Annotated in this window: 15 protein-coding genes; 8 read left to right on the forward strand and 7 right to left on the reverse strand. The window is 66.9% G+C overall.

The window, feature by feature from the left end; translation table 11 throughout:
• Positions 1-142: 142 nt before the first annotated feature.
• Positions 143-1,942, forward strand: coding sequence for a threonine/serine exporter family protein (locus J2T21_RS00195; protein WP_307577265.1), 1,800 nt, complete (start codon positions 143-145; stop codon positions 1,940-1,942).
• On the opposite strand, the gene J2T21_RS00200 is transcribed toward J2T21_RS00195, so the two are convergent.
• Entirely contained in the window at positions 1,939-2,712 is a 774-nt protein-coding gene (locus tag J2T21_RS00200) for a uracil-DNA glycosylase (RefSeq protein ID WP_307577266.1), read from the reverse strand. The genes J2T21_RS00195 and J2T21_RS00200 overlap by 4 nt on opposite strands.
• A 135-nt stretch (positions 2,713-2,847) precedes the next feature.
• Between J2T21_RS00200 and J2T21_RS00205 the strand changes: the two genes are divergently transcribed.
• The 4 genes from J2T21_RS00205 to J2T21_RS00220 all read left to right on the forward strand — a co-directional run bounded on the left by J2T21_RS00205 (position 2,848) and on the right by J2T21_RS00220 (position 6,785).
• Positions 2,848-3,144: a DUF3263 domain-containing protein gene (locus J2T21_RS00205; protein ID WP_307577267.1), complete on the forward strand. Its 297-nt coding sequence runs from the start codon at positions 2,848-2,850 to the stop codon at positions 3,142-3,144.
• Between the two features lie 94 nt (positions 3,145-3,238).
• On the forward strand, positions 3,239-3,907 hold the full coding sequence (locus tag J2T21_RS00210) for a LytR C-terminal domain-containing protein (protein ID WP_307577269.1): 669 nt from the start codon (positions 3,239-3,241) through the stop codon (positions 3,905-3,907).
• A gap of 280 nt (positions 3,908-4,187) precedes the next feature.
• Positions 4,188-5,825: a chaperonin GroEL gene (groL, locus tag J2T21_RS00215; RefSeq protein ID WP_307577271.1), complete on the forward strand. Its 1,638-nt coding sequence runs from the start codon at positions 4,188-4,190 to the stop codon at positions 5,823-5,825.
• A 204-nt stretch (positions 5,826-6,029) separates the two neighbouring features.
• Positions 6,030-6,785, forward strand: coding sequence for a phosphotransferase (locus J2T21_RS00220; RefSeq protein WP_307577273.1), 756 nt, complete (start codon positions 6,030-6,032; stop codon positions 6,783-6,785).
• 26 nt (positions 6,786-6,811) lie between these two features.
• On the opposite strand, the gene J2T21_RS00225 is transcribed toward J2T21_RS00220, so the two are convergent.
• The 5 genes from J2T21_RS00225 to J2T21_RS00245 form a co-directional block, all read right to left on the reverse strand.
• Positions 6,812-7,708, reverse strand: a complete 897-nt coding sequence (locus J2T21_RS00225; protein WP_307577275.1) for a DUF4031 domain-containing protein — start codon at positions 7,706-7,708, stop codon at positions 6,812-6,814.
• A gap of 57 nt (positions 7,709-7,765) precedes the next feature.
• Positions 7,766-8,056, reverse strand: coding sequence for a WXG100 family type VII secretion target (locus tag J2T21_RS00230; RefSeq protein ID WP_071216367.1), 291 nt, complete (start codon positions 8,054-8,056; stop codon positions 7,766-7,768).
• 190 nt (positions 8,057-8,246) lie between these two features.
• Complete coding sequence (locus J2T21_RS00235; RefSeq protein ID WP_307577280.1) at positions 8,247-9,746, reverse strand: sensor histidine kinase; 1,500 nt, start codon at positions 9,744-9,746, stop codon at positions 8,247-8,249.
• A 22-nt stretch (positions 9,747-9,768) separates the two neighbouring features.
• On the reverse strand, positions 9,769-10,479 hold the full coding sequence (locus tag J2T21_RS00240) for a response regulator transcription factor (protein WP_071216365.1): 711 nt from the start codon (positions 10,477-10,479) through the stop codon (positions 9,769-9,771).
• Positions 10,480-10,614: 135 nt separating this feature from the next.
• Positions 10,615-10,845 (reverse strand): hypothetical protein, encoded by a 231-nt coding sequence (locus J2T21_RS00245; RefSeq protein WP_071216364.1) that lies wholly within the window; start codon positions 10,843-10,845, stop codon positions 10,615-10,617.
• Between the two features lie 248 nt (positions 10,846-11,093).
• Between J2T21_RS00245 and J2T21_RS00250 the strand changes: the two genes are divergently transcribed.
• Positions 11,094-11,477, forward strand: coding sequence for a cold-shock protein (locus J2T21_RS00250; protein ID WP_071216363.1), 384 nt, complete (start codon positions 11,094-11,096; stop codon positions 11,475-11,477).
• Between the two features lie 4 nt (positions 11,478-11,481).
• A complete protein-coding gene (locus J2T21_RS00255; RefSeq protein WP_307577283.1) occupies positions 11,482-11,979 on the forward strand; it encodes a DUF3027 domain-containing protein in 498 nt (165 codons plus the stop codon).
• Positions 11,980-12,180: 201 nt separating this feature from the next.
• On the opposite strand, the gene serC is transcribed toward J2T21_RS00255, so the two are convergent.
• Positions 12,181-13,302: a phosphoserine transaminase gene (serC, locus tag J2T21_RS00260; RefSeq protein ID WP_071216361.1), complete on the reverse strand. Its 1,122-nt coding sequence runs from the start codon at positions 13,300-13,302 to the stop codon at positions 12,181-12,183.
• 195 nt (positions 13,303-13,497) lie between these two features.
• On the opposite strand from serC, the gene J2T21_RS00265 reads away from it, so the two are divergent.
• Positions 13,498-14,193, forward strand: a complete 696-nt coding sequence (locus J2T21_RS00265; protein ID WP_307577286.1) for a metal-dependent transcriptional regulator — start codon at positions 13,498-13,500, stop codon at positions 14,191-14,193.
• The last annotated feature ends 43 nt before the right edge of the window (positions 14,194-14,236 follow it).

Consider the following 14,236-nt stretch of genomic DNA (forward strand, 5'->3'; position numbering starts at 1 on the left):
GCCGGAGGTCCTGCGGTTATTCCCGCGGCTGTATTGCCGGCATCAAACACAGCCGCAATTGCCGGGCGCGCGGCGGGTGGATCGCAGGGCAATAAAGCGGCTGTATGGTGGGTGGGAACAAGCGCAATTGACAGGAGAAAGCGTGTCTTCAGGTAAGGGACCGGACACCACCACGCCGGCGTCCCCGGGCGAGGATCCCAACCCGCAGGTCTCGAGCATTCGACGCGTCCAGACGCGGGAAATGGTCAACATTACCCAGGCCTTGAAGGACGCTGCCGCGCACGCGCAAAGCGCCCCCGGAATCCCGCACGCCGCCATGCCGAAGGACGCGGCAGTGCCCGCGAAGCCCTCCGCCGCGTCCGCGGACGGATCCGGGGGGAAGCCGGCCGCCAAGCGCCCGGGAAGCCCGCGGCCGCCGCGGCCCGCAAAGCCGGCTCGGCCCGCCCGCAGGCCGCGGCCCACCACGCTGGCCCAGGACGCCATCAACGCCAAGACCGGACAGGTGGGCGTCACCTTCACCGGTGCCCCGTCGTTGCCTCCACGGGCCAACCCGGCGGCCCGGCGCATGATTTCGCGACTGCTGGCCTCCGACACCCCACCCACCCAGGCGTTCAACATCGTGGAGCGGCTCAAGGGAACCCCCTATGCCAACCCGAAGGTCAATGCAGCCCAGGACGCCTCGGCGCGCAAGACCCTCGAATTCGCCCTGGACCTGGCCGAGACCATGTTCCGCTACGGGGCAGGGGCCCTGGAGGTGGAAACCAGCGTCATCGCGGTGACCGCTGCCCTGGGGCTGAGCCACACCGACGTGGACATCACCAACCAGTCCATCCACCTGAATTTCTCCCCACCCGAGGGCGAGTCGTACTCGATGCTGCGCGTGGTGCGCTCCTGGACCAGCAACTTTGCCGGCCTGGCGCAGGTGCACCGGCTGGTTTCGGACATCGTTGCCGGCGGCGTGACCAGGCAGCAGTCGGTGGACCGGCTGCGGGAGGTCTCGCGCAAGCCCAAGCCGTTCCCGCGCTGGATGATCGCCTCGGCGGCCGGAGCCTTTGCCGCTTTCTTCGTGGTCTTCATCGGCGGCTCGCTGATGGGCGCCACCCTGGCCTTCGTCTCCTCGGTGGCCGTCGGGCAGATCCTCAAGTACGCCGCCCGCTGGCGGATCCCAGAGTTCTTCTCGGTCGCCACCGCCACGTTCGTGATCACGGCCATCGCCGTGCTTTTCCATGCGCTGCATGCACCCATCGACGCGGCGCTGGTGGTCGCCGGCGGCATCCTGCTGCTGTTGCCCTCCTCCCGGTTTGTCTCGGCCCTGCAGGATGCGATCAACGGGTTCCCCGTCACCGCCGCCGGGCGCTTCTTCTCCGCGGGGCTGACCTATGCCGCGATCCTGACCGGGATCATGGCCGCGCTGGTCTCCGGGCAGCTGCTGGGCGCCCCGATGCTGGATGTCAGCGCCATCGACCCGATCGCCTACCCCGGATGGCTGCTGGCCGTCCTGGTGGTGGTGGCCGTCATCGCCGGTGCGATCACCGAGCAGTCCGAGCCCAAGCTCCTGCTGCCCACCGGGGCCATTGCCCTGCTGGGCTACCTGATCCTGCTGGGCATCCAGGCCCTGGGCGTGGGGGAGCGGGCGTCACCGGCCGTCGCGGCGACCTTCGTCGGCATGGCCGGGCGCTGGGTGGCCTACAAGATGCGCGCCCCGCAGCTGGTGCTCGCGGCCCCCGCGATCGTGTTCCTGCTGCCCGGCCTGATGATCTTCCGCTCCATGTACGGGATCGTTTTTGACGTCGCGGACATGTCCTCGGCCATGGTGGAGATGTTTTCCGCCTTCACCATCATGATGGCGATTGCCGGCGGGGTGGTCTTCGGCGACACGCTCGCGCGCCCGCTGATCGGCGCCGAGGCGCTCGCCGAGCGCCGCAACATCCGCCGCCGCTAGGATCGGGGCGCCGCCATCGGTAGGGCCCAGTCGATGGGCGCCCCTCCGGCTTCCACCAGCAGCGCGTTGGCCCGGGTGAAGGGCTTGGACCCGAAGAACCCGCGCCGCGCCGACAACGGCGAGGGATGCGCCGAGGCGATGATCGGGATCGGGGCCAGCGCCTGGGCCAGGGCCTGGGCGTCCTTGCCCCACAGGATCGCCACCAACGGACCGCCGCGCGCGGCCAGCGCGGCCATCGCCGCATCGGTCACCGCCTCCCAACCCAGCTTCCGGTGCGACCCGGCCGCTGAGGCACCCACGGTCAGCACCCGGTTCAGCAGCACCACGCCCTGGCCTGCCCAGGCGGAAAGATCCCCGTGCGACGGGATCGGCAAGCCGGTGTCCTCGTGCAGCTCGAGGTAGATGTTCTTCAGGCTGCGCGGCAACGGGTGCACCTGCGGCAGCGCGGCAAAGCTCAGCCCCATCGAATGCCCCGGCGTGGGATAGGGGTCCTGGCCCATGACCAGCACCCGGGCTTCGGCCAGCGGGCGCTTGAAGGCCCGCAGGATGTTCCCCGGAGCCGGCAGGATGCGCTCGCCGGAGGCGCGCCTGGTCTCCAGCACCCGGGCGATTCCAACCAGCGTGCCCTCCACCGGGGCCAGCGCCTGCGCCCAGTCCTCGGCCACGAATCCTCCGGCCACGGCGGGTGCAAGCCCGGCGGCAAAGGGGAAGGGGTCGGTGTCGACGGCCGGGGCGGGGAGCTCGAACAGGGGTGTTTCGTGCGTGTCCATGGGATCCATTGTGGGCAGATGGCGGCCCGGTTGGACAGCCGAAGTGTCGGGCAGACGCGTTAGAATAATTACAGTTGAGGCAGATTGCCCGGTCGTTCGCCGTGTACCGGGAACTGGATTGTTGAGGGAAGTGCAATGTCATCCGAGGCACTTGGGCTCGAGTTTGAGCTTGATGAATCCAGCGAGCTGGATGAGCGTTCCCAGCGGATTCTCGCGCTGGAACGCCAGTGGTGGAAGTATGCCGGCGCCAAGGAACAAGCCATCGCAGAGATGTTTTCCATCTCGCCAACCAACTACTACCAGTTGTTGAATACGCTGGTCGACACGGACGCGGCGCTGGCCCATGACCCCATGCTGGTCAAGCGATTGCGTAGACTACGAACGACGAGGCATCGCGCTCGGTCGGCGAAACGGCTCGAATCCGAGGCATGAATGCAACGCACGTCGGGCGTTTCGGGGCCCGGAGGCGCTTGTGTTCCTGCACCCGCGCATGCCCACATTGCACGACACATCACCGAGGACGGGCATGACCAACTATCCGCGCGATGAATTTGATCGCGTCCCTGAGTTCAGCAACCGTAGCGGCTCGCACCGCGAAAACGGCTGGGCTGCCGCCGCATCCGTGGGCGGAGCCCGATCCGGGTTGCGCTGGCTGATGGTCTTCGGGGCGCTTGCCCTGGTGGTGGGACTCTTCTCCTTCATGGTCCTGCCCAAGCTCATGGGCACCTCGAACGACCCCGCACCGGTGGCCGCGAGCTCCTCGGACTCGACTTCGGCCCCGGTTTCCCCCGACGCCTCCGAATCGCCATCCGCCACCGAGGAACCCAGCGAAACGCCCTCCGAAAGCGGCTCCCCGGACCCCGGAGAGCCGACCGAGGCCTCCGAATCCACCGATGCCAGCGCAAGCGGGCTGCCGGAGGACGTCGACACGACCATGGTCATGGGTGTCTACAACGGGGCGAAGGTCGGCGGCCTTGCCGGCCAGGCCCGCACCGAACTCTTGAACGCCGGGTTCAGCAATGTCTCGGCATCGAACTGGACCAAGAAGGTCACCTACTCCACGGTCTACTACCGCTCCGAGGCCCAGCGGGCCACGGCGGAGGCGGCGGCCGGGGAACTGGGCATCACCTCGATCATGCAGAGTACAAACATCCCGGGCAATATCGCCATCGTGCTGGGAAGCAACTACAGCTAGGCCGAAGCGTGGCGAACTACGCTGTCGGCAAAGACCCACAGCTTGCACTCCGGGTGGTTGAGTGCCAAGATTTGTATTAGCACTCACACGTCCCGACTGCTAATTCGATCGAAGTTTCGACCGGATCCGTGCGGTTTCGGGATGTTGTTTGAGTGAGTCCTTGACCAAGGCAACGAGAAGCTTTTGCGATCGTCCCATGACATCGTGGATTCTTCGTCCGTCGCGGGCGTTGCCTCAGGTCGTAGATACGCATGAACGTCCCGAAAGGACATAAGCCGCTATGGCCAAAATCATTGCATTTGACGAGGAAGCACGCCGAGGCCTTGAGCGCGGCCTGAACATCCTGGCCGACGCCGTCAAGGTCACCCTTGGCCCGCGTGGTCGCAACGTCGTTCTGGAAAAGAAGTGGGGCGCCCCCACGATCACCAACGACGGTGTCTCCATTGCCAAGGAGATCGAGCTCGAGGACCCGTACGAGAAGATCGGTGCCGAGCTCGTCAAGGAAGTTGCCAAGAAGACCGATGACGTCGCAGGCGACGGCACCACCACCGCAACCGTCCTGGCCCAGGCCCTGGTCAAGGAAGGCCTGCGCAACGTTGCTGCCGGCGCCGACCCGCTGTCCCTGAAGCGCGGCATCGAGAAGGCAGTCGACGCGGTCACCGCAGAGCTGCTGGCCTCCGCCAAGGAAATCGAAACCAAGGAGCAGATCGCTGCCACCGCATCGATCTCCGCCGGCGACAACGAAATCGGCGCCCTGATCGCCGAGGCACTGGACAAGGTCGGCAAGGAAGGTGTCATCACCGTCGAGGAGTCGAACACCTTCGGCCTCGAGCTTGAGCTCACCGAGGGCATGCGCTTCGACAAGGGCTACATCTCGGCCTACTTCGTCACCGACAACGAGCGCCAGGAAACGGTCCTTGAGGATCCGTACATCCTGATCGCCAACTCGAAGATCACCAATGTCAAGGACATGGTTTCGATCCTTGAGAAGGTCATGCAGTCGAACAAGCCGCTGCTGATCATCGCCGAGGACATCGAGGGCGAAGCCCTTGCAACCTTGATCGTGAACAAGATCCGCGGCCTGTTCAAGTCCGTTGCCGTCAAGGCACCGGGCTTCGGCGACCGCCGCAAGGCCATGCTGGCCGACATTGCCATCCTCACCGGTGGCCAGGTCATCTCCGAGGAAATCGGCCTGAAGCTCGAAAACGCCACCATCGACCTGCTGGGCTCCGCCCGCAAGGTTGTTGTCACCAAGGACGAGACCACCATCGTCGAGGGTGCGGGCGACGCCGAGGAGATCGCCGGTCGCGTGAACCAGATTCGCGCCGAGATCGAGAACTCCGATTCGGACTACGACCGCGAGAAGCTGCAGGAGCGCCTGGCCAAGCTGGCCGGCGGCGTTGCAGTCATCAAGGCCGGTGCCGCAACCGAGGTTGAGCTCAAGGAGCGCAAGCACCGCATCGAAGACGCAGTGCGCAACGCCAAGGCAGCAGTCGAGGAAGGCATCGTCGCCGGTGGCGGCGTGGCCCTCATCCAGGCCGGTGCCATCGCATTCGCCAAGCTGAACCTCGAAGGCGACGAGGCAACCGGTGCAAACATCGTGCGCGTTGCCATCGAAGCCCCGCTGAAGCAGATCGCCTTCAACGCCGGCCTGGAGCCGGGCGTCGTTGCCGACAAGGTCAAGGGCCTGCCCGCAGGCCACGGCCTGAATGCAGCAACCGGCGAATACGTCGACCTGCTGGCAGCCGGCGTGAACGACCCGGTCAAGGTGACCCGTTCTGCACTGCAGAACGCCGCCTCGATCGCCGGCCTGTTCCTCACCACCGAAGCCGTTGTCGCTGACAAGCCGGTTCCGGCCGGCGCAGCAGCACCGGGTGGCGACGACATGGGTGGCATGGGTGGCATGGGCGGATTCTAATCCCCCTGGCACACACCGCGCCTAGCGCGTAGGCTTCACCAGCCAAAACCAGGGCCGCCTTCCCGGCGGTGGACCTCATCCCTTGCGGAGGAGGTTCGCCGCACGGGAGGGCGGCCCACGGCGTTAACAAGGACATGAGGTGGAAGCGAGCGCCACGAAAATTCCTTGCTCCCAGGGCGCGGTGCGCCGCCATAGGATGGGGCCATGCCGGAAATCCAAGAGCCGCTGGTCGGCGGGAACGCCTCGGGCGAAGTGCTGCGCATCGGCATGACGGTGCGCAAGCCCTGGCTTGAAAGCACGCCCTCGGTACAGAGGTTCATGGCCCACCTCCGCGAACAGGGTCTCACCGTCCCGCAGCCTTTGGGCAAAGACGCGCAGGGCCGACAGGTGACGGAATTTGTTCCCGGGACACCTGCACCCCATGATCGGCCGCTGCCGTTGGAGGTCTTGGAAGAGGTTGGGCGCCTGATCCGGCGGATCCACGATGCCGCCGAAAGCGTCGATCGGTCCCCGGACGATGCCTGGTCCACCTTGATCCCGGTGCCCCACGCGAACCTGATCTGCCACAACGACCTCGCCCCGTGGAACCTGGTTGCCGGGGAGCACCTGGCCTTCATCGACTGGGACGGCGCGGGTCCGAGCACCCGGTTGTGGGATCTGGCCTATGCGGCACAGTCGTTTGCCTTCCTCGTCGCCGACGAGGATCCCGGGAGGGCGGCGGCGCGACTGCGGGCGCTTGTTCTCGACGGCTACCGGGCCGCCGCCGATCTGCGCGCCCAGCTGCCCGGTGCCATGGCAGCGCGTACGCAAGCCATGCATGGCTTCCTGCGCGAATCCCATCGCGGCGACGTCCAGCCCTGGGGGCGGATGTTCGAGGACGGGCACGGGCAACATTGGGCGCGGGCCACGCGGTTCGTGAAGGAACATGAAACCCTTTGGGCCCAAGCACTGCGTGCGTAGCCCGGTTCCGGTATTTCGGCCCGAGCCTATCGAGCCATGGGCTCCAGCTCCGCAAGCTCGGATTCCAGGTTGGCCCGGGCCCGTTCCTCCCACAGCTCCCGGCCGCGGTCGCTGGAGTACAGCGACCCGCCCGCCAACAACCCACGCAGGATCGCGGCACGTCCACGAGCAAAATCGGCGTCCGGGACGTGGGCGTACTCGCGGCGCACCGCCGCGGTGTAACGGCGGTAGGCCGATTCGCTGCGTGACAGCACCTCCAGGTCCGCGTCGCAGAGCAGCGCCCCGGCATGGTCCCCGGGCGCCGGCTTGTGGGTCGTAGTCAGCAGGACCAGCCGAACCACCTCGTCCACCACCTCTGCGGCAACGCCAACGCCCGGCAGCAGTTCCGCGGCCAGCGCGGCGGAATCCAGCTCGTCGGTTGCGGTGCCCCGGTACACGGCGTCGTGGAACCAGGCGGCCAGGTAAACGGGCAGGTGACCGGCCTCCTGCCGGTGTGGACCGGCCAGGGTGTCCAGGGACACGAGCACCGCCACCAGGTGTGCACGGTCGTGGTAGACCCGCTGCGGCTCGGACCAGCGAGCCAGCAGTTCCCGTCCCAGTCCCGGCGCGCCCAGACCCAGCGACTCCCAGCGGGCCAGCAGCACCGCGTCAAGGCGCTCGGGGCGCTCCCTGGCGCGCACCCGCAGCCCGGAGGCAATCAGCCGGCGCACCAGCTCGGTGGCCGGGAGCGGGAGCGCACCGGCCGCGACCAGGTCGGCGTAGCGACTTTGCGGCACGTCGTAGTGGTCGCGGTCGAAGGCGCGCTCCGGCAGGTCCTGGGCCAGGGCAAAGCCATGGAGCTCGCCGAGGGACGCATCGGAGACCAGATGCGAAAAGAAGGTTCCGTGGGCCGGCCACGACGGGGGATCAATGAGGATGGACACGTCCCCAGAGTAATACGCGCCCGGGCCACGCACCGGCTCCGGCACCCGGGGGGGGCTTCAGTAGGTGAACAGCGAGGCGTTGGCGGCCTCGGCCTCGTCGTATTGCACCGAGGCGCGGTTCAGTGCGGTGCCGATGGATGACAGCGATTCCTCCACGCGTGCCTGGGTGTTGCGCCAGTCGGCGACCACGGACTGGAAATTTGCCGAGGCCGCACCCTGCCAGGTGCCCTGCAGGTCCTGCAGCGAGGAGGTCAACGAATTCACCTCCGCCCGGACGCGCTCGATGGTGGCATGCAGGTTCGTGGACCGGGCCTGCATCTCGTTGGTGTTGGCGGCAAACGTGCTCATGTTCCTTTTCACTCCCGTGCAATGGGTTCCGTGGCGCCGGGCCGTGCAAACGGGGTTCGCCCCCGTGCGGTTCCCGGCGGGAAGCGCGCCGGTGTATTCGTTGCGTGCTTCCGTCTTCAGGCTAGAAGCGGCACACCCCGCTGCGGGCAAGGCCGCAACGGGGTGTGGATAACGCGTGGGGAGCGTGGACCTAGTCCACCTCGTCGTCCTCGGGGTCGTCCTCGGGAGCAACGTAGGGCAGGTGGATCGACATGGTCGCCCCGCCGCCTGGGGTGTCGCTGAGCCTGATGGACCCGTCGTGCTGCGCGGCGATCGCCGCGACGATGGCCAGGCCCAGCCCGGTGCCGCCGGTCTCGCGCTGGCGGGAGGAATCGGCGCGGTAGAAGCGCTCGAACACCCGTCCGGCGTCCTCTTCCGAGATGCCAGGCCCGTGGTCGCGGATCTCCAGCACCGCATCGGACCGTCCGTCGATGACGGGCTTGACGCCGACGGCGATCTCGATGTCGCTGCCCTCCGGGGTGTAGCGCAGGGCGTTGGTCATCAGGTTGGCCACGATCTGGCGCAGCCGGGCCTCGTCCCCGGAAGTGGGCGCCGGTTGCGGGGCCCCGCCGTCCAGGCCGATCAGCCGCACCTTGCGGTCCACGGCGTTGACCCGGGTGTCCTCGGCGGCGTCACCGGCCAGCAGCAGCAGGTCGATGGGCTTGCGCTCCAGCGGGCGCTGCTCGTCGAGCCGCGCCAGGGTCAGCAGGTCCTCGACCAGCTGGGCCATGCGCTTGGACTCGGCCTCGATGCGTCCCATGGCGGTGCGCAGCATTTCCGGGTCGTTCAGCCCGCCCTGCCGGTAGAACTCCGAGTAGCCCTGGATGGTCACCAGCGGGGTGCGCAGCTCGTGGGAGGCGTCCTGGATGAAGCGTCGCATCTTGCGTTCCGAGGCGGCCCGTCCGCGGAAGGCGTGCTCGATGTGCGCCAGCATCGCGTTCAGCGAGCGCGAGAGCCGCCCGACCTCGGTCTCCGGCGGGTACTCCTCCACGCGCCGGGAGAGGTCTCCGGCGGCAATGGCAGCGGCGGTGCGTTCGACACGCAGCAGCGGCAGCAGGGCCCGGGTGGTGATGCCGTAGGCGATCATCGACATCAGCAGCGTGGCGAGCATGCCGGTGGACATCACCAGCATCGTGGCCTTGGTGACGGTGTCCTGCACCGAGGTCATCGGCAGCGCATAGACCAGGTCGTAGTCGGTGCGCGGCAGATCCACGATGCGCACCCGCCAGCCGGCCGATCCGAGGTTGCTGCCGCGCACCGTCAGCGATGCGGCGGGATCCTCGCGCAGCCGGTCGAGGGCCTGGGTGTCGACGTCCGGGGCGTCCAGCGGCTTGTTGTCCGAGGCCGCCTTGCGCGGCATGGTGTAGAGGATGGCCCCGGACTCGTTGCGCAAGTCCCCATAGAACCGGGCAAGCCCGTTGGACTTGGGGTTGATGGAGGCGATGCCCGCATAGTCGTTGAGCATCGTGGCGGTGATCGAGGAGGTGTTGGACTTCAGATCCGTGTCCAGCTGCGCGGTCAGCATCAGCCGCAGGGACTGGGCCGAACCGACGGCCGTGACCACGATTCCCAGGATCATCAGCGAACTCATCAGCGCTACGAGCTTGGTGCGCAGCGACACCTGTCGCCAGAACCTGCGGGCGCTTTCCACGTGGGGGAACCGGTCTTTCGTCTTAGCGGCGGTCGGCGGTTCGCATCAGGTAGCCGACACCGCGCTTGGTCTGGATGAGCGAGGGCCACTCGGGGCGCGAATCGATCTTGCGGCGCAGGTAGGAAATGTAGGACTCCACGATCGAGGCGTCCCCATTGAAGTCGTATTCCCAGACGTGGTCAAGGATCTGCGCCTTGGAGAGCACCCGGTTGGGGTTCATCATCAGGTAGCGCAGCAGCTTGAACTCGGTGGGGGAGAGCTCGATGACCTCGCCGGAGCGGCGCACCTCGTGCGCGTCGTCGTCCAGCTCGAGGTCGTCGACGCGGATGACCGCGCTGTCCTCCTCGGCCGGCTGGGTGCGGCGCAGCACGGCGCGGATGCGGGCCACGACCTCGTCGAGGCTGAACGGCTTGGTGACGTAGTCGTCCCCGCCCACGGTCAGCCCGGTGACCTTGTCCTCGGTGTCGTCGCGTGCGGTGAGGAACAGCACGGGGAAGTGCTTGCCGGCGGCGCGCAGGCGGCGGGTGATGGTGAAGCCGTCCATGTCCGGGAGCATCACATCGAGCACCGCAAGGTCCGGGGTCTCAGCCTCCACGGCAGCCAGGGCCTCGCGGCCGTTTGCCGCCGCCACCACCTCGAAGCCTGCAAAGCGCAGGGAGGTGGAAAGCAATTCGCGGATGTTTGGTTCGTCGTCGACGACCAGGAGCTTTGCTTCGGGGGTTTTGGCATTCATGGGTACCAGTCTGCAACCGCTATCTGTAAGAACCCTGTGTGTTCGTTGTGCATGCAAGGCCTCTTGGCAGCACGAACGCCGCCAAGGTGCCCGGAACTTGCCGGAGACGGACCCCGGGAAGCGACCGCGGGGAGGCTAGCGGGAGCGGCGGCGCTCGCGGAAGTTCAGGACCAGGACCACCATGAGCAGGATGAAGGCCAACGGCAAGCCGTAGAGCGCAACGGCGAGCAATGCGGGGGCCGGGGCTGCCTGCACCATGTACTGGATCAGGATGACGGCCAGGGCGGCCAGCGAAACGATGGCGATGCCTCCGGCCAGGAAGGTCAGGATGCGCTGGGAAGCCGGGGTCGGGGCGGTGGTGTTCACCCCTTAAAACTACCGCGCACCGGGCAAAGAGCCACATCGGGAACCGGCCCCGGGACATGGAAGGGGGCAAGCCGCTGATGTCGTACCCTAGAAGATATAGACTTCCCCGGACGCAAGAGCCCGCCCACAAGCCCCATCGGGGCCGGGCTGTGTGGTTTCGCGCCGGGAGATCGCCAGAAATGGGAACGCGGAACGGTTTTCGACCCCCGTGGTTGGCCCATTGTGACGCAAGGACGAGGTAGCTAGACGTGCCAACCGGCAAAGTGAAATGGTACGAACCCTCCAAGGGGTTCGGGTTCCTGGTAACCGACGAGGGCCAGGAAGTGTATTTGAACGCCTCGGCGCTGCCCGCGGGCGTGACCGAGCTGCGCGCAGGCACACGCATGGAATTCGGCATTGCCGAGGGACGCAAGGGCGCGCAGGCACTTAGCGTGCGCATCCTTGACGATGCACCCTCGGTGGCCCGTGCCAAGCGCAAGCCGGCCGTTGACACCGCAGTGCTGATCGAGGACCTCATCAAGGTGCTCGATTCGGTCTCCAACGGGTTGCGCCACGGCCGCTACCCGGAAAAAGCCCATGGCGCCAAGATCGCAGCCGTGCTGCGCGCCGTAGCCGACGACTTGGACGCCTGATCACATGGCACGCAAACCGATACTGGACACAACCCTGGCCAAGGCCGTTGACCAGGCACGCGCCGCGCTGCTGGAGATCACCGACGAATCGATGATCGGCGAACACCTCGAGGCCGTCAACGACGGCGAACGCCTGGTGACCCACCGCTTCGAGGCACTGCGCACCGGCTACGAGGGCTGGTGCTGGTTCGCGACGCTGACCCGCATCCCGCGCGCCCAGGCCAAGGACATCACGGTGTGCGAGGTCGGGATCCTTCCCGGCGAGGACGCACTGCTGGCCCCGGCCTGGGTACCCTGGGCCGAACGCGTCCGCCCGGAGGAAATGGACGCCGAGCGTCGCGCCGCCGAAGAGGCCGCTGCCGCGGAAGCCGGCGTCGAGGCCCCTGGCGAAGAACCCGGCGTGGCCGATGCCGGGGCTCCCACGGACGGCGAGGCAGCCGACGAGGCGGCAACGCCCGAGGGCACCGAAGCGCAGGATTCCGAAGACCCGGACGCCAAATAGTCGAATAGGCACATGGGGGACTAGTCCCCCGGAATGTCGAAGGGGGCTGGCGGTGACCGAATGGTCACCGCCAGCCCCCTTTCCCGTGTCCGGCGGGCCTTGCCCGGTTTGCCCGTTGGCAATGCGGTCCACGGCAAGGCGGCGCCCCGGCACGTGGTGTTGGCCCGTGCCGGGGCGCCGCCCGGTTGCCTTGCGAAGTCGCTAGCTGTTCTTCAGCACGTACTCGATGCACTTGAGCAGCGAAGAGACGTCCTCGGGCTCGATGGCCACGAACGTCGCCACGCGCAGCTGGTTGCGACCCAGCTTGCGGTACGGCTCCACGTCGACCACGCCGTTGGCGCGCAGCGTCTTGGCCACCGCGGCGGCATCGATCGAATCGTCGAAGTCGATGGTGGCGATGACGTTGGAGCGGTCCCCGGGTGCGGCGACGTACGGGGTGGCGACCTCGGAGGCCTCGGCCCAGTCGTAGATGCGGGAAGCCGAGTCGGCCGTGCGGGCTGCGGCGAACTTCAGGCCGCCATTGGCATTGAGCCACTGCACCTGGGCGTTGAGCGAAACCAGGGTGGACAGGGCCGGGGTGTTGTAGGTCTGGTTCAGGCGCGAGTTGTCGATCGCCGTCTTCAGGTTCAGGAAGTCGGGGATCCAGCGTCCCGAGGCGGCAATTTCCTCGGCGCGGGCAATGGCCGCCGGGGAGAAGAGCGCAATCCACAGGCCGCCGTCGGAGGCGAAGTTCTTCTGCGGGGCAAAGTAGTAGACATCGGCCTGCGAGACGTCCACGTCCAGTCCGCCGGCGGCGGAGGTCGCGTCGATGACGACCAGGGCGCCCTCGTCGGCACCCTCAACGCGGTGCACCGGGGCGGCAACGCCCGTGGAGGTCTCATTTTGTGGCCAAGCGTATACGTCCACGCCAACCTCGGCCACGGGAACCGGGCGGGAACCGGGCTCGGAGGTGATGATCGAAGAGGGCTCCAGGAACGGGGCCTTGTTGGTCGCGGCGGCGAACTTCGAGCCGAACTCGCCGAAGGACAGGTGCTGGGCCTTGGTGCGGACCAGGCCGAAGGCCGCGATGTCCCAGAACGCGGTGGATCCGCCTACGCCAAGGACCACTTCGTAGTCGGCCGGGGCGTTGAAGAAGGACTTGAGGCCCTCCTGGATCTCGCGGACCAGGTTCTTCACGGGAGCCTGGCGGTGCGAGGTGCCCAGAAGCTGCGTGCCTGCGTCGAGCAGTGCCTGGACCTGCTCGGGGCGGACCTTGGAAGGTCCGGCACCGAATCGGCCGTCCACGGGCAAGAGGTCTTGGGGAATAGTCAGGCCGGTGCTCATGTTGCTCCTCATAAGGGGGTTTTACGCTTTGACACCCTCGCATCCGCTGTCTGATGCGATTCGGGGATGCCCAGTTGTTCAATAATCCCGCACTCGGACGCCCAATGCGTAATAGCGAGTCGGAAATGTGAACGCAGGTAGAGTGGGAAGCGTAGTGATCTCTTGTAAAAATCAACCCATGCGGGAGCTGCAAACGTGTCAGACCTGATCGATACCACCGAAATGTACCTGCGCACCATCCTGGAACTCCAGGAGGAGGGCATCATTGCCCTGCGCGCACGTATTGCCGAGCGCCTGGGGCACTCCGGGCCCACGGTTTCGCAAACGGTGGCCCGCATGGAGCGCGACGGGCTGGTCGTGGTCACCACCGACCGGCACCTCGAACTGACAGAACATGGCGCGGAAGTCGCCACCGGTGTGATGCGCAAGCATCGCCTGGCCGAGCGCCTGCTGGCCGACGTGATCGGCCTGGAGTGGGAGTACGTCCATGAGGAAGCCTGCCGCTGGGAGCACGTGATGAGCGAACGCGTGGAGCAGCGGCTGTACAAGTTGCTGGGCCAGCCGGCGGCTTCCCCGTACGGCAACCCGATCCCGGGGCTCGAGGCGCTGGGCGGGCCCGGACTGACCGAGATCTCCGTGAGTGTCCAAAATCTCGATTCGGCACTTCTGGACGGAAACGTGGGCCCGGTCCGCATCGAACGCCTGGCCGAAACCATCCAGGTGGAACCCGAGCTGCTGGTGCAGCTCGATGAGGGCGGCATCCGCCCGGGGGCCCTAGTCACGCTCGAAAGGGCCGGGGAGTACGTGGTGGTGCGGGTCGAGGGCATCGAGGGCGCGCTGGAGCTTCCGACCGAAGTCAGCGCCCATGTGTTTGTCCGCCGCATGGATTGATAACGGAATTGTAACTTTGGCATAAACCCCGGTAGGGTTTCTC

This window comes from Paeniglutamicibacter psychrophenolicus (assembly GCF_030812255.1).
GTDB classification, from domain to species: Bacteria; Actinomycetota; Actinomycetes; order Actinomycetales; family Micrococcaceae; genus Paeniglutamicibacter; species Paeniglutamicibacter psychrophenolicus_A.